Here is a 15,234-nt window from a genome sequence, read left to right as displayed (position 1 = left end):
TTTCTTGAGCCGGCGTCACAGCACGACGCCGGTCTCTTCGTTTAGCAGGTGCATATTGTTGAGGTCCATCGCCAAACGCATGGGAGCCCCGTCCGTAGCGCCGGCATTGGGATCGACGCGGCCGCAGACCGGCGTGCCGTCGAGCCCGAAATAGACCAGGGTCTCCATCCCCATCGGCTCGGTGACATCGAGTACGGTGTCGAAGGTCTCGACCCCCGGGCCCAGATGGGCATGCGCTTCGGTGAGATGCTCCGGCCGGAGGCCGAGCAAAAGCTTGTCGGTGCGCGGCAGCGCGTTGTAGCGGGCCGCGCGGGCCGGCGGCAGCGCAAAGGCGATGCGGTCGGTGAGGCGGATCTGCAGCGCGCCACCGGCGTCCTCCAGCCGGCACGGAATGAAGTTCATCGCTGGCGAGCCGATGAAGCCCGCGACGAAGCGCGTGGCCGGCTTGTGATAGAGCTCGTTCGGCGTGCCGATCTGCTCGATGCGGCCCTTGTTCATGACCACCACGCGGTCCGCGAGCGTCATCGCCTCGACCTGGTCGTGGGTGACGTAGACCGTGGTGGTGCGCACCTTCTGGTGCACCTTCTTGATCTCGATCCGCATCTGCACGCGCAGCTTGGCGTCGAGATTGGACAGCGGCTCGTCGAACAGGAAAACCTTCGGATTGCGCACGATGGCACGCCCCATCGCGACGCGCTGGCGCTGGCCGCCGGAGAGTTGCTTCGGCTTGCGGTCGATCAGATCGGTGATGTCGAGCAGGCGGGCCGCCTCCGTCACCCGCGCCTTGATCTCGGCCTTGGGATAGTGCTTCAGACGCAGCCCGAACGACATGTTCTCGGCGACCGTCATGTGCGGGTAGAGCGCGTAGTTCTGGAACACCATCGCGATGTCGCGATCCTTCGGCGGCACGTCGTTGACGACGTCGCCGCCGATCATGATGTCGCCGTCGCTGATGTCCTCGAGGCCCGCGATCATGCGCAGCGTGGTCGACTTGCCGCAGCCGGAGGGGCCGACCAGCACGATGAACTCATGGTCGGCGATATCCAGGTCGATGCCGCGCACGGCCTCGACATCGTCGTAACGCTTGACCACCTTCCGCAATGCAACGTCAGCCATGAGACATCAACCCTTTGTCGCGCCGGCGGTCAGGCCGGCAATGTAGTAGTCCATCAGGAAGGCGTAGATGATCAGCGGCGGCGCGGCGCCGAGCAGCGCGCCGGTCATGATCTGTCCCCAGTTGAACACGTCGCCCTTGATCAGCGTGGTGGTGATGCCGACCGGCAGCACGAGCTGGTCGACCGACGTCGTGAACACCAGGGGATAGAGGAACTGGGCCCAGGACACCGTGAAGGCGAAGATGGTCGCGGCGATCAGCCCGGGCAGTGCGACCGGAATGAAGATCCGCGTCAGCGTCTGCAGCCAGGAGGCGCCGTCGATGAGGGCGGCTTCGTCGAGCTCCTTCGGGATCGAGGCGAAATAGCCGATCATGATCCAGGTGCAGAACGGCACCGTCAGGGTCGGATAGATGAACACCAGCACGTACCAGCGGTTGAGCAGGGTGATGCCGGTGAACTCCTGGACGACCGCGAGCATCTTGAACAGCGGAATGAACAGAAGGCTGTCCGGGATCAGGTAGGTCAGGAACACGCCGGTCGCGAGCGTCGCCGAGCCCCAGAACTTCATCCGCGCCAGCGCGAACGCCGCAGGGATGCTGATCAGCATCGTGACGATCACGACCGTGATCGAGATGATCGCCGAATTCCAGAAGAAGCGCAGGAACTGGTTCGAGGTCAGCAGCTCGACATAGTTCGACAAAGTGGGGTGAAACACCCACCATGGATTGGTCGCCGCCGAAATCTCCGCGCTGCTCTTGAGCGAGGTGATCAGCATGTAGGCCGGCGGCGTCAGGAAGAAGATCGCGAACAGCACCAGGAAGAAATAGGACCAGCGCAGCGCCCAGGTGCGGTCCCGGCTCATGCTGCCGAGTTTGCGGGTTGGTCCGGCCTTGTCGATTGCGAGCGTGCTCATCAGGCTTCGTTCCCACGTTTATTGACATCGCGCAGGATGAAGATCGCCGCGACAGCGAGGATCGGCACCATGAACAGCGAGACGCAGGCGCCGAGCGGAATGTCGCTGCTCTGGATGCCGACCTGGAATGCCCAGGTGGCGAACAGATGCGTCGTATCCAGCGGTCCGCCCGAGGTCAGGATGCGCACGATGTCGAAATTGGCGAAGGTGACGATCAGCGAGAACAGCGTGGTGATGGCGATGATGTTGCGCATCATCGGCAGCGTAACGTACCAGATCCGCTGCCACCAATTGGCGCCGTCGATCGCGGCCGCCTCGTAGAGCTGGTCGGGGACCGATTTCAGCGCGGCGAGATACATGATCAGGAAGAACGGCGCGCCGTACCAGACATTGACGAGGATGACGGAGAAGCGCGCCCAGAAGGTGTCGCCGAGCCAGGGGATCGGACCGACGCCGAAGAAGGAGAGCGTGTAGTTGAAGGCGCTGTAGGAGGGATCGAACAGCCACAGCCAGGCCAGCGTGCTCATCGCCGGCGGAATCACCCAGGGCACCAGCAGCATGCCGCGCCATTTGCGCTGCTTCTTGCCGGGAATGTTGTGGACGAAATGCGCGACGATGAAGCCGATCAGCGCCTTGAAGATCACGGCGGTGATCGCAAAGATGCAGGATTGCTTCACCACCATCCAGAACGTTTCGCGCTTGAACAGGAAGGTGAAATTGCCGAAGCCGACGAATTTCGTCATCGCCTTGTTCAGCGTCGCCAGATAGAGCGAATAGAAGGCGGGATAGAGCACGAGCATCGCGATCAGGATGATCAGCGGCAGCGTCAGGAAGAACGCCACGGTCGATTTCCGGCCCAGCACATTACGCAGGCTGGAGCCTTTCTTGCGCGAACGGGCAGCACGGGCGAGACGACCTTGCTCAACGACGACTTCGGCCATGAGTCAAACCTTCTGAATCAAGCTCTCTTGCAGAAGCGAAAGATGAGGCCGGCGACCCGGTCGGCCTCACTGCCATGCGGACGGAATCGGGATGCGCCCCGGCGGCTCACGCCCGAAGGCATGAACCGCCAAGGCACACACCCGGTTCAGGTCCGCATGAAGCCCTCGCACTCGCCTTCGGCCCAGGCGAGCGCCGTTTCCATCTTCTCTCCTTGCGCAAAGCGCAGCGCCATCTTGGTCAGCGTGGCCTGGAAGTAGATCTGCTGTGCGATCTTGGGCGGTGCCGGTGACGCAGCGATGGACAGCGTCTGACGCTTGTAGGGATCCGGATAGTGGAACAGCGTACCCTTCGGGGGCCCTTCCTCGGCCCAGGTCTTGAACTTGGTCATGTTCGCGTAGGCCGGGAGATCGTACCCGCCGCTCGCCACCACGAACTTCTCAATTGCCGCGGGCGACGACAGATGGATGAGCAGGCTCTTGGCCGCCTCCTTGTTCTTCCCGAAACTCCAGACGCCCCAGAAATAGGGCAGGAACGGCGCGAAGCGGCCCTTTGGACCTGAGGGCATGCCGTGCGTCCAGCACTGCTCGGCGACCTGCGGCGCGTCGCGCTTGGCAACCGCCCAGGCGCTCGGCGGGTTCAGGATCAGCGCGCCGCGGCCCGAAATGAGCCATTTGTTGTTGGAGGCGTCGTCCCAGGACGGCGCATCCGGCGGCAGCACGGCGATCAGCTTCTTGTAGAATTCGAGTGCCTGCCGCACAGCGTCGGTCTTGACCGTAACGTCGCCCTTGGCATTGACGAGCTCGGCGCCGAACGACTGGAAGATCGCGCCCGCGGTGTCGACGCTGTCGGTGGTCTCGCCGAGACCGATGCCGAACGGGAAGCCGGCCTTCTGGCAGGCTTCCGCCGCCTTCAGGAAGGTTTCCATGGTCCAGGTGTCGTCCTTTGGCGGGCCGCCGGCCGGATACATCTCCTGCACGTCGATCCCTGCGTGCTTCTTCATGAGATCGATGCGGGAGCAGGGGCCCTTGATCTGGCTTCCCGGCGTGGCCGGCACCGCGAGCCATTTGCCGCCCGCCTGTCCGAGATATTTGACGGTGCCGTTGACTTCGCCGTTCTGCTTGATGAGCGGCTCCATGACGTCGTTGAGCGGCTCGAGATTCTCCGAATATGCGTGCGGCCACCAGCTCGGCATCTGGAGAATGTCGTGACCGGACTTGGCCTGGGCTTCGGCCGCCGCGGTGAGCTCGATCTTCTTGTTGTTGCTGGTGATGTAGTCGATCGAAACTTCGACCTTCTCCTTCTCGCCCCATTCCTTGACGAGGGCCGTGGAGGCGTCGTTGGCGCCGGGCACCCAGTGGTCCCAGAAACCGATCGAGAGTTTGCCGGCGGCGTAGGCGCCCCGGACATAGGGCGCTGCGATCAGCGCCGTGGAGGACATTGCAGTGGCAGCTACAAATTGACGTCGCGTCAGTGTCTTGCGTGACATCTCGTTTCCTCGCCTTGGTGTGTTTTATTGTTCTGTCGTTTCCTCTTGCATTCCCTGAGTTTGTTTTTGGATTTTCTGGTTGGCGTTTCTTCGGACGTCTCTTGTTGATGCCGTCTGCTGAGATCGCAAGTCACGCGACGCGCGGCAAATTGGTAGCGCGATCAGATCATGATTGATCGCGTCTGTCGAGAAAACCGAATGGCGAACGTCTAGAACTAACGTTGTGCTCGAAAACCGTGGCTGGGCCCTGAACGTCGTCCGCCGGACAGGAGCCCGCGCGTGTCTCTTTTGCGACGCACACATCGCGCGAGCCCGCGAGGAACAGTCCGTGCGCAATTACGCCGCAGTTTCGAATAAGCCTTGCATAACCGCTTCGCGCGAAAGACTTTTCGGGCGTGGACAGCAATTGACTGCGGCTGGACCTTCGCGCGGCGGAAACGATAGAGTTGCAACCAGCGGGTGGCTTCCACCCGAAAGACCAATCAGATCGACGATGGAGACCCAAATGATCAACCCGGCGCCGCCAGTGCGGCTTCATCTGCGACGATGGCTCGCGCTGGGATCGGTGCTCGCGCTGTTGCTTGGCGCAGCCGCGGTGGCGAATGCTCAAGGCTTGGTCAAGGGCGTTCAGGACGGAGCGGCGGCCGGGAACAAGGCGGCGGGGCCGGTCGGCGGCGTGCTCGGCGGTGCGATCGGCGGCGTGGTCGGCGTCTTCACCGGCGTGCTCGGCGTCAACAACAATAGCGGCAACCAGGCGCAGCCGGCGGCCAAAGATGCCAGCAAGGACGCGAGCAAGGATGCGGCCAAGGACGCCAAGCAGGGCGCCGGCAAGGACAAGGGCGCCAAGGAGAACGCCAAGGAGAACACCAAGGCGGGCAAGGGCGCCAAGGCGACCAAGGAAGCCAAGAACGCATCGCCGCAGGACAGCAAGGACAACAAGGACGTCACGGTCCTCACTCAGCCCGGCGCGCCGCAGCAGACCGCCGAGCAGATCGTCGCCAACAGCGATTCCTATATCGAGCGGATCAAGACCGAGCTGAATCTCACGCCCGATCAGGAGAAGCACTGGTTCGGCTTCTCCAGCGCGATGCACTACCTGGGGCATAATGGTGCAGAGCGGCTCAACCTGCGGATTGCGCGCGCCAAGCGCGATCCGCCCGACGACATCATCGAGCAGATGCGCAACGAGTCGCAATTCCTGATCGACCGGGCCGCCGACCAGCGCAATGTCGCCGACGCCGCCGAGCCGCTCTATTCGAGCCTCGATGACAAGCAGAAGCAGGTCTTCATCCAGGAGATGGTCCGCCTCAGCCACGAGCGTGGCCTGGATTGATCAAGTTGAATCGGATTGCGGGCGCCTGAATTAACGGCGCCCGCCACGAATTCGTGAATCCTCCCCGCAATTCGGTTATGATTAGCTTCGCAAGCTGACTGCGGGGTTGATATGGCGGACGGACTCTCCGTTTTCCTGGTCGAAGACGAGGCGTTGATCCGGATGATGATGGCCGACATGGTGGAAGAGCTCGGCCACCACGTCGTCGCGGAAGCGGACAATGTCCGGGACGCGAGCGCCTTTGCGATGACCGCGCAATATGATTTCGCCATCCTCGACATCAATCTGATGGGACTCTACGTCGATCCCGTCGCCGATCTGATCGAGCGCCGCGGCAAGCCGTTCCTGTTCGCCACCGGCTACGGGCCGGAATTGCTGCCATCCTTGCTCCGCCGTCGGCCGATCCTGCGCAAGCCGATTTCGATCGACCAGCTCAAGGCGATGATCGATTCGCTGTTTCCGGAAGCCACCGCGAAGACGCCGCACTGAGCGACGGCCGCGCTGGCGATGGCGAGGACTGCCAACGAAAATGGCCGCCCATCAGGGGCGGCCATTTGATTCCTGGAGATATCCGAGATGGCCTTACATCAGGCCGGCGCTGAGATCGATGCCGCGCGCCATCAGGCCGAACGAGGCGACCAGGCCCGCGCAGCAGAGCAGCAAGATGGACTTGAACGAAGAATCAGCAATGCGCGTTTCGACGACAGCCGGCATCGCGGCGAGCGAAATCATGCTCATGTTCATTCCCCCCTTTGTGTTGATCCTGAATTGCATCAGGTGAGGGAACTCTTAGAGCAAAAAGTTTGACACGAGCTTGCGAGGGATCGTTAACGGAATCGCAATCGCTCCGCATCAACGGCGTGCCGCCGGGGCGGTCGCGCGTCTCAGCCGCGGCCGTTCTTCAGCACCCTGGCAATGGTGTGGGCCGTCATGGCGGCGCGATCCGAGGCACGCTGGGCGGCCAGCCGGTCCCGCGCCTTTTCCTCGATCAAGAGCTCGATCAGAGCGAGCCGCTTGCCCTCATCGTCCGCCTCGGACAGCAGGCGGTGATAGCGGTGATAGTCGAAACTCAGATCCTGCTTACGCATGCCACGCCCCCGCAACTACGCCACACACGCGTGGATTGTTTCTCATCGGAAACAATGGGGCAAGCACGATCCCGCGTGGAACCGCGTGCGCGCTGCAATGAGCTGTGAATTACTGGAACCGCAACGGGGGCGCGTCTCAATCCGGATTGTGGTCGGCGAACATCTTCAGTCCGAGAAAGCTCGCATCGGGTTTCGTCACCAGTCGGGTCGGGATGTTTCGCAGATAATCCTGGAAGCGTCCCTTGGCTTCGAAGCGGGCGCGGAAGGCGGAGGCTGCCAGGAATTCCGGAAAGCGCGGCGCGATTCCGCCGGCGATATAGACACCGCCGCGCGCGCCGAAGGTCACCGCGAGATTGCCGGCGACGGAGCCGAGGATGGCGCAGAACATCTCCAGCGCCGCGAGGCTGATCGGGCAGGTACCGTCCAGCGCCGCCTTGGTGATGGCGGCCGCGTCGCGGTGCGGCACCTGGGCGCCATCGACCTCCGCCAGTGCTTCGTAGAGGCTTTGAAGGCCTGAGCCTGACAGCGCGCCGCGCTCGATCGAGACATGGCCGGAGAAGCGCCGGCGCAGCCACGCAATCACGCGCTCCTCGCGCTCGTTCTCCGCCGGCAGGGTCGCGTGTCCCGCTTCAGTGACAACGGCCAGCCGCGCCCCGTGGCGTTCGACCAGGCAGGAGACGCCAAAGCCGGTTCCAGGCCCGACCACCAGGAGTGGTTCGCCGGGGAGACCGTCTTGCCCGCCGAGCGGAATGAGATCGGCGGGCTGCAAGGCAGGCAGGGACCAAGCCACCACCTCGAAATCGTTGAGCACGTGGACGCTGTCGAAGCCGAGCGCCGGCTGGAGTTCGTTGCCGTCGATGACCCAGGGGCTGTTGGTCATGACGCAGCGATTGTTGGTGACGGGACCCGCAACGGCCAGCACGGCGCGTTGAGGGCGCCCAGTTCCCGACCGGCGTGCCAGCACGTCGGCGATGGCTTCCCGGACGGTTGGGAAGTCGGCCACCTTCACATAGTCGATCGGTCCGATCTGGTCGCCTTGGCTCACCGCGAAGCGCGCATTGGTGCCGCCGATATCGGCGAGAAGAATTTGTCCTGTCTTGCCGATACTCATGCCTGTTCTTGGCCCTGTGGCTGCCGCGGCCTTGCCGGCCCTCGGGAACCTCCGCTCCTGATCCGATCCGCTGTTCGCGGACGGTTTGAGAATCCGCCCTTGGTTGCGCCTAGTCAACACGGACGAGGCCAAACCGTTGCATCCTGACGCCCCTTTGACCGGTAGCGCGGTCTCGCCGCACGCGGCAGGTGGTTGCGAAGCCGCGCCGGAAGATCAACATTGGCGGCAGCGTTCGGCGCGCCGCGTGCCGGGGCGATGAAGCGGGACCCTGCGATGAAGATTTCCGACCGCGACGTGCTGCTGGTGATCGACGTGCAGAACGACTTCTGCACCGGCGGGGCGCTCGCCGTTCCCGGCGGCGAGAAAGTCGTGCCGGCCATCAACCGCATCGCCCAAAAATTCACCAATGTGGTGCTGACCCAGGACTGGCATCCACGCGATCACGTCTCTTTTGCGCCGAACCATACGGATAGGCAGCCGTTCCAGACCATCGAGCTCGACTATGGCACCCAGGTGCTCTGGCCAACGCATTGCGTGCAGGGCACGGCCGGCGCCGCATTCCATGCGGAGCTGGACGTCACCCGGGCGAGCCTGGTGGTGCGCAAGGGCTTTCGCCGCGGCATCGATTCCTATTCGGCGCTGTTCGAGAACGACAAGACCACGCCGACGGGCCTGCTCGGCTATTTGCGCGAACGCGAGCTGAAGACCGTCTTCGTCGCGGGGCTGGCGCTCGACTTCTGCGTCCGTTTCTCGGCGGAGGACGCCCGCAAGGCGGGGTTTCAGGTCGTGGTGATCGAGGACGCCTGCCGTGGCATCGACCTCGGCGGCTCGGTGGCGGCGGCGCATCGCAGTTTTGCCGAGCTCGGTATTTCCGTGATCAGCTTCGAGGCATTCCTGTGAGAGTTGCGAGATAGACGTGGTGGACAAGGACTTGGCGGACAAGCACTTGGCGGACAAGACAGGCAAACAGCCGGGCAGAGCGGATCGCGTCCCTGACGACCCGATGCTGTGGCCGTTGACTGCGGCGCGGCTCGCCATGGACGCCTGTTTCTGGTGGATGGAGCGAGGACCGGTCGAGTCCTCCGACTGCTGCCTGCCGTGGACGACGCCGAGCACGGTGGCGCTCGAGCTTGCGACCATGCGCCTGCGCGACTGCGCGCGGACGCAGTCCGGCCAGCCGGCGCTGGTCTGCGCGCCCTTAGCGCTGCATCGCGCCTTGATTGCTGACTTCGCGCCAGGCCACAGCGTGGTGCAGTCGCTGCAGGATGGCGGCGTCGACCGTGTCTATCTCACCGACTGGCGCTCGGCGACGCCCGACATGCGCTATCTCTCGATCGACAGCTACCTGTCCGATCTCAACGTCGCCATCGACGAGATCGGTGCGCCGGTCGATCTCGTCGGTCTGTGTCAGGGCGGCTGGCTGTCGCTGCTCTACGCGGCGCGCTTTCCGGCCAAGGTGCGGCGGCTGGTGCTGGCAGGCGCGCCGGTCGACCTGTCGATCGATTCCTCGCTGTCTCGGCTCGCCCGCAATGCGCCCGAACTGGTCTACGACCAGCTCGTCGCGCGCGGCGGCGGCAATGTCAGCGGCGAGGAGATGCTGCGCGTCTGGTCGAAGGCGCCGAGCCGCGAGGATATCGCAGCCGCCTTGCAGAGGGAGCTTGCGGGCGAAGAGAGCGTGGCGCTGCTCGCGCGCTTCGACCAGTGGAATTTGGAGACGCTCGATCTGCCCGGCACGTACTATCTCGAGATCGTCAACCGGATTTTCCGGGAGAACCGGATTGCCGGCGGCAATTTCGTCGCGCTCGGCCGCCGGATCGACCTGAAGGACGTCAAGGCGCCGATCTTCCTGCTGGCCGGGCTCGACGACGACGTGGTCCCGGTGGCGCAGGCGTTCGCCACCGCCGGACTGGTCGGCACACCGCCCGCCTTCATTGCGGCGGCCTCCGAGCCGAGCAATCATCTCGGCCTGTTCATGGGCGCGCGGACCCACGCGCATGCCTGGCCCCGGGTCGCCGCGTGGCTGCGGGACGACCTGTCCGGCGTGCTGGCCCGCAGCGCCTGACATCGCAGGCGGGGGGTCGGCGAGAGCGCAATTCCGTTATGCATGATGGCGGATGGCCTGCACGGGGCGGGGCCCATGGGTTAGATATGATCCGGAACTGACGGCTGCGGCAGGCCGCCAAGAGATTGCCACCAGAGATCGCCGCCAGAAGATTTAAGGGTACTGGATGACTTTCCACTCGATCTACGCCCATGGATTTGCCCGCGTGGCGGCCTGCGTGACCACCTCTCATGTGGCCGATCCCACTGCCAACGCGACCGCGATCCTGGCGGCGGCCAATGCCTGCCACGAACAGTCGGTCGCGGTTGCCGTCTTTCCCGAGCTGTGCCTGTCCGGCTATGCGATCGAAGACCTGGTGAAGCAGGACCCGCTGCTCGATGCGGTCGAGCGCGGCCTTGCCAGGATCGTCGAGGTCTCCTCGGCGCTGATGACCGTGCTGATCGTCGGCGCGCCGCTGCGCTTCGGCCATCGCATCTACAATTGCGCCGTCGTGATTCATCGCGGCAACGTGCTCGGCGTCGCGCCCAAGAGCTATTTGCCGACCTATCGCGAGTTCTACGAGGGACGGCATTTCGCCTCCGGCACGGGCATCGCAGGCGAGACGATCGCGTTCGGCGGATTGCACGCGCCGTTCGGCACCGACCTGTTGTTTGCGGCCGAGGATGTCCCGGGCCTGACCATCGGCGTCGAGATCTGCGAGGACATGTGGATCCCGGTGACGCCGGCCTCGGAGCTGGCGCTCGCCGGCGCCAGCGTGCTGATCAATCTCTCGGGTAGCCCGATCACGATCGGCCGGGCGCGGTCGCGCGCGCTGTTGTGCCAGTCGACCTCGGCGAGGTGCCTTGCGGCCTACGTCTATTCCGCCGCGGGGGCAGGGGAATCCACCACCGATCTCGCCTGGGACGGCCAGACCTCGATCTATGAGAATGGCGCACTACTGGCCGAGGGCGAGCGGTTCCGCCAGGGCGGCCAGATCACCACCGCTGACGTCGATCTCGACCTGCTCAGGCAGGAACGCGCCCTGATGGGCACTTTCGACGACAATCGCCGGCAGCGTGAAGGTTTCTATCGACGCATCACCTTCGCCCTGAAGCCGCCCGCGGCCGACATCGGCTTCCTGCGCAAGATCGAGCGCTTCCCGTTCGTGCCGAGCGACGAGAGCCTCCTCGAGCAGGATTGCTACGAGGCCTACAACATCCAGGTCGCGGGCCTCGTGCAGCGCATGCGCGCGACCGGCACCAAGCGCGTCGTGATCGGCGTCTCGGGCGGCCTCGATTCCACCCACGCCCTGATCGTCGCCGCCAAGGCGGTCGACCTGCTCGGCCTGCCGCGCGAGAACATCCTTGCCTACACCATGCCGGGCTTTGCCACCGGCAGCGAGAGCAAGACCAACGCGCTGGCGCTGATGAAGGCGTTGCAGACGACCTGGCAGGAGCTCGACATCCGCACCACGGCGACGCAGATGTTGAAGGACATCGGTCATCCCTTCGGCAAGGGCGAGAAGGTCTACGACGTCACGTTCGAGAACGTGCAGGCGGGCCTGCGCACGGATTATCTGTTCCGGCTCGCCAACCATCATGGTGGCATCGTCATTGGAACCGGCGACCTCTCCGAGCTCGCGCTCGGCTGGTGCACTTATGGCGTCGGCGACCAGATGGCGCATTATAATGTCAATGCCGGGGTGCCGAAGACGCTGATCCAGCATCTGATCCGGTGGGTAATCGCCTCGAAGCAGTTCAGTGACGACGTCAACCGGACGCTGGCCTCGATCCTGTCGGCCGAGATCTCGCCCGAGCTGGTTCCGGTCAAGCCCGGCGAGAAGCCGCAGAGCACCGAGGCGTCCGTCGGTCCCTACGAACTGCAGGACTTCAACCTGTTCTACACGCTGCGCTTCGGTATGCGGCCGTCCAAGATCGCCTTCATGGCGCAGCATGCCTGGAAGGACGTCGCCAAAGGCGAATGGCCGCCGGCATTCCCGAACGACAAGCGCAGGGCCTACGATCTTCCCGAGATCCGCCGCTGGCTCGAGGTGTTCCTGCGCCGCTTCTTCGCGTTCAGCCAGTTCAAGCGCTCGGCGATGCCGAACGGGCCGAAGGTTTCGGCCGGCGGCTCATTGTCGCCGCGCGGCGACTGGCGTGCGCCGTCGGATTCGAGCGCGGCTGCGTGGCTCGAGGATCTCGAGCGGAACGTGCCGAGGTGATCTGACATGAGGTGATCTGACAAGATCGATCGGAAGACTGATCGGGCAGGGCGCCCAAAACGACTTCGCGCCGCGCGGCTGAGACAGCCGGCGGCGCGAAATTGCGTTCGATGTTGAAAGTTCCGAGGTCCGGAGTGCCTAGGAGTCCGGACCTCGTCACCTTGCCCCAGCCTTCAATCTCCCGCCCCATGTGGTCCCCCAACCCCGTGGTGCGCGATCAGAGGGTGATGCCCTTGGAATGGCCGCCGATCGATGTCCCGCGATGTACGCGAGATATGGTTAGGATTCCATTCCGGATCACTACGGACTTATCCGTGATCGTCTCTGCACGCTGATGCATTGGTTTGCATGAGCCGCGATCACTGCTGCCTGAATTCGATGCACGCGACCAACAGGATGTCCACATCTCGTCCGCACTGCGGAACGTGCATTTCACGGGCCTGTCATTGAACTGGTCTAGCGCTGCCCTTGTCATCGTTGACGGTCAAGGAGCAAGCCATGTCGAAGCCGGTGTTGGGCGCAGCACTATCCATCAAGTCGATCCCCGCCCACCGTGACTGGCTTCTCGAACGGCAACGCGACCTCGAAATCCAGGATTTCTTCCGCGCCGATCTGCTCGACGGCGACTGGCGGAGTGCCGCTGGCGAGATCAAGCAGATGCTCGCGGGCCATACCGGCCGGCTCGGCATCCACGGTCCGTTCTGGGGCTTCAAGATCGACAGCCACGATCCGATGATCCGCCAGGCGGTGACCAAGCGCCTGCTTCAGGGCCTGGACGCAGCCGAATTCCTCGGCGCCACGCAGATGGTGATCCACTCGCCGTTCACGACCTGGGACCACAACAATCTCGATCTCTATCCTGATAACCGCGCCAATATCGTCGAGCGCGTCAAGGCGACGCTGGCCGAAGTGATCGCGCGCGCTGAGACGATCGGCTGCGAGATCGTCATCGAGAACATCGAGGACAAGGATCCGCGCGATCGCGTGCGCCTCGCCAAGGCGCTCGAAAGCAGCAAGGTCCGCGTCTCGCTCGACACCGGTCATGCCAACTACGCCCACATCTCCACCGGCGCGCCGCCGGTCGATTATTACGTCGAGACCGCCGGCGACATGCTGACGCATGTGCACCTCCAGGACACCGACGGCTTTGCCGACCGGCACTGGGCGCCTGGCGAGGGCAACATCCCGTGGGTTGCCGTGTTCCGCGCGCTGGGCCGGCTGACCTCGAACCCGCGCCTGATCCTCGAACTTCGCAACCACGACCACGTTCTCGCCGGCGCAGCCCATCTCGCCGCGCTCGGTCTCGCCGAATAACCGACAGCACACAGGGCAGGGCTCTTTGTCATGACCAAACTTACCCGTCGCACCATTCTGAAGTCCGGCGGCGCCGCCGCGGGCACGCTGCTGCTGCCGCGCTTCGCCATCGGGCAGGCCGACAATCGTCCGTCGGTGACGATCGCCGTGCAGAAGGTCACCAACTCGAACGTGCTCGACGTGCTGCGTGAGCAGTCCAATGTCGGCGAGCGCGTATTCTTCTCCTCGATCTGGGAAGGCCTCATCTCCAAGAACTGGCGCGGCAGCCTCGAGGCCGTGCCGGGCCTTGCCACCGAATGGCGTCGCATCGACGACCAGACCGTCGAGGTGAAGCTCCGCCAGGGCGTCAAGTTCCACAACGGCGACGAGCTCACCGCCGAAGACGTCGTCTTCACCTTCAGCCGTGAGCGCATGTTCGGCGAGACCGAGGCCAAGAGCCGCTCGACCATCCAGGCCTTCGAGAAGATCCCGACGCCACGTCCGGGCAAGGAGCTGCCGCCTGACGTGCCCGCCGTCGCCCGCCGCATCTGGCCCGACCTCGTCCGCGTCGACGCCGTCGACAAATATACGGTGCGCTTCTACAACGCGACGCCCGACGTCACGATCGAGGGCCGGCTGTCGCGCTACGGCTCCGACATCATGAATCGCCGCGCCTGGGAGCAGTCCGCGAGCTATCTCGACTGGGCGCGCAAGCCTGTTACGACCGGTCCGTACAAGGTCGTCGAGCTCAAGCCCGACGTGTCGCTGACGCTCGAAGCCCATGACGAATATTGGGGCGGCCGTCCGCCGCTCAAGCGCATCCGTTTCCTCGAAGTGCCTGAGGTTGCGAGCCGCATCAACGGCCTCCTGTCGGGCGAATACCAGTTCGCCTGCGATATCCCGCCGGACCAGATCGCCGGCATCGAAAAGAACGCGGCATTCGAAGTGCAGGGCGGCACCATCCTCAATCACCGCCTGACCGTGTTCGACAAGAACCACGCCGTGCTCGCCAATCCCCTGGTGCGCCGCGCCTTCACCCATTCGATCGACCGCCAGGCCATCGTCGACAGCCTGTGGGCGGGCCGCACCCGCGTGCCGAAGGGCCTGCAGTGGGAATTCTACGGCGACATGTTCAACGCAGATTGGAGCGTGCCGGCCTATGATCCCAAGCTCGCGCAGGATCTGCTGAAGCAGGCCAATTACAAGGGCGATCCGATCCCGTATCGCCTGCTCAACAACTACTACACCAACCAGGTCGCGACCGCGCAGGTGCTGGTCGAGATGTGGAAGTCGGTCGGCCTCAACGTCCAGATCGAGACCAAGGAGAACTGGTCGCAGATCATGGAGCGCGCGCCGACCCGCGCCGTGCGCGACTGGTCGAACTCGGCCGCCTTCAACGATCCGGTGTCCTCGCTGGTTGCCCAGCACGGGCCGAACGGCCAGCAGCAGCAGATCGGCGAATGGACCAACGCCGAGCTGAACAAGCTCTCGGAGTTCCTGGAGACCTCGACCGACCGCGCCGCCCGCAAGAAGGCGTTCCACCGCATGCTGGAGATCGCCGAGCGCGAGGATCCCGCCTACACGGTGCTGCACCAGAACGCGACCTTCACGGCCAAGCCGAAGTCGATCAAGTGGAAGGCGTCGCCGGCATTCGCGATGGATTTCCGCGCCGGCAATTTCGAGGCTTGAGG

14 protein-coding genes are annotated in these 15,234 nt (G+C 64.1%); 7 read left to right on the top strand and 7 right to left on the bottom strand.

Annotated elements, in window-relative coordinates:
• Positions 1-15 precede the first annotated feature (15 nt).
• The 4 genes from VGR99_RS34460 to VGR99_RS34445 form a co-directional block, all read right to left on the bottom strand.
• Positions 16-1,116 carry a sn-glycerol-3-phosphate ABC transporter ATP-binding protein UgpC gene (locus VGR99_RS34460; RefSeq protein ID WP_326904407.1) on the bottom strand — a complete coding sequence of 367 codons (1,101 nt, stop codon included), beginning with the start codon at positions 1,114-1,116 and terminating at the stop codon, positions 16-18.
• A 6-nt stretch (positions 1,117-1,122) separates the two neighbouring features.
• Complete coding sequence (locus tag VGR99_RS34455; RefSeq protein ID WP_326904406.1) at positions 1,123-2,028, bottom strand: carbohydrate ABC transporter permease; 906 nt, start codon at positions 2,026-2,028, stop codon at positions 1,123-1,125.
• A complete protein-coding gene (locus tag VGR99_RS34450; protein ID WP_326904405.1) occupies positions 2,028-2,969 on the bottom strand; it encodes a sugar ABC transporter permease in 942 nt (313 codons plus the stop codon). Before VGR99_RS34450 ends, VGR99_RS34455 begins: the two co-directional genes overlap by 1 nt.
• Positions 2,970-3,115: 146 nt before the next feature.
• Positions 3,116-4,456 carry an ABC transporter substrate-binding protein gene (locus VGR99_RS34445; RefSeq protein ID WP_326904404.1) on the bottom strand — a complete coding sequence of 447 codons (1,341 nt, stop codon included), beginning with the start codon at positions 4,454-4,456 and terminating at the stop codon, positions 3,116-3,118.
• A gap of 505 nt (positions 4,457-4,961) precedes the next feature.
• Here VGR99_RS34445 and VGR99_RS34440 point away from each other — a divergent pair.
• Positions 4,962-5,789, top strand: a complete 828-nt coding sequence (locus tag VGR99_RS34440) for a Spy/CpxP family protein refolding chaperone (protein WP_326904403.1) — start codon at positions 4,962-4,964, stop codon at positions 5,787-5,789.
• 111 nt (positions 5,790-5,900) lie between these two features.
• Complete coding sequence (locus VGR99_RS34435; protein WP_326904402.1) at positions 5,901-6,278, top strand: response regulator; 378 nt, start codon at positions 5,901-5,903, stop codon at positions 6,276-6,278.
• Positions 6,279-6,371: 93 nt separating this feature from the next.
• On the opposite strand, the gene VGR99_RS34430 is transcribed toward VGR99_RS34435, so the two are convergent.
• From VGR99_RS34430 to glk, 3 genes are all read right to left on the bottom strand, one after another.
• Positions 6,372-6,527 (bottom strand): hypothetical protein, encoded by a 156-nt coding sequence (locus VGR99_RS34430; protein ID WP_326904401.1) that lies wholly within the window; start codon positions 6,525-6,527, stop codon positions 6,372-6,374.
• A 146-nt stretch (positions 6,528-6,673) separates the two neighbouring features.
• Positions 6,674-6,877 (bottom strand): hypothetical protein, encoded by a 204-nt coding sequence (locus VGR99_RS34425; protein WP_326904400.1) that lies wholly within the window; start codon positions 6,875-6,877, stop codon positions 6,674-6,676.
• A 136-nt stretch (positions 6,878-7,013) separates the two neighbouring features.
• A complete protein-coding gene (glk, locus tag VGR99_RS34420; RefSeq protein WP_326904399.1) occupies positions 7,014-7,988 on the bottom strand; it encodes a glucokinase in 975 nt (324 codons plus the stop codon).
• A 255-nt stretch (positions 7,989-8,243) separates the two neighbouring features.
• Here glk and pncA point away from each other — a divergent pair, with 255 nt between their 5' ends.
• The 5 genes from pncA (at position 8,244) to VGR99_RS34395 (ending at position 15,232) form a co-directional block, all read left to right on the top strand.
• Positions 8,244-8,888, top strand: coding sequence for a bifunctional nicotinamidase/pyrazinamidase (gene pncA, locus VGR99_RS34415; RefSeq protein ID WP_326904584.1), 645 nt, complete (start codon positions 8,244-8,246; stop codon positions 8,886-8,888).
• A gap of 46 nt (positions 8,889-8,934) precedes the next feature.
• Complete coding sequence (locus VGR99_RS34410) at positions 8,935-10,050, top strand: alpha/beta fold hydrolase (protein ID WP_326904398.1); 1,116 nt, start codon at positions 8,935-8,937, stop codon at positions 10,048-10,050.
• Between the two features lie 166 nt (positions 10,051-10,216).
• On the top strand, positions 10,217-12,250 hold the full coding sequence (locus tag VGR99_RS34405) for an NAD(+) synthase (RefSeq protein WP_326904397.1): 2,034 nt from the start codon (positions 10,217-10,219) through the stop codon (positions 12,248-12,250).
• 498 nt (positions 12,251-12,748) lie between these two features.
• On the top strand, positions 12,749-13,564 hold the full coding sequence (locus VGR99_RS34400) for a sugar phosphate isomerase/epimerase family protein (protein ID WP_326904396.1): 816 nt from the start codon (positions 12,749-12,751) through the stop codon (positions 13,562-13,564).
• 30 nt (positions 13,565-13,594) lie between these two features.
• A complete protein-coding gene (locus VGR99_RS34395; RefSeq protein ID WP_326904395.1) occupies positions 13,595-15,232 on the top strand; it encodes an ABC transporter substrate-binding protein in 1,638 nt (545 codons plus the stop codon).
• Positions 15,233-15,234: the final 2 nt, after the last annotated feature.

Origin of the sequence: Bradyrhizobium sp. (assembly GCF_035935975.1) — a bacterium.
GTDB lineage: Bacteria > Pseudomonadota > Alphaproteobacteria > Rhizobiales > Xanthobacteraceae > Bradyrhizobium.
The sequence above is the reverse complement of the archived record's forward strand: the minus strand, read 5'-3'. Positions and strand labels throughout refer to the sequence as shown.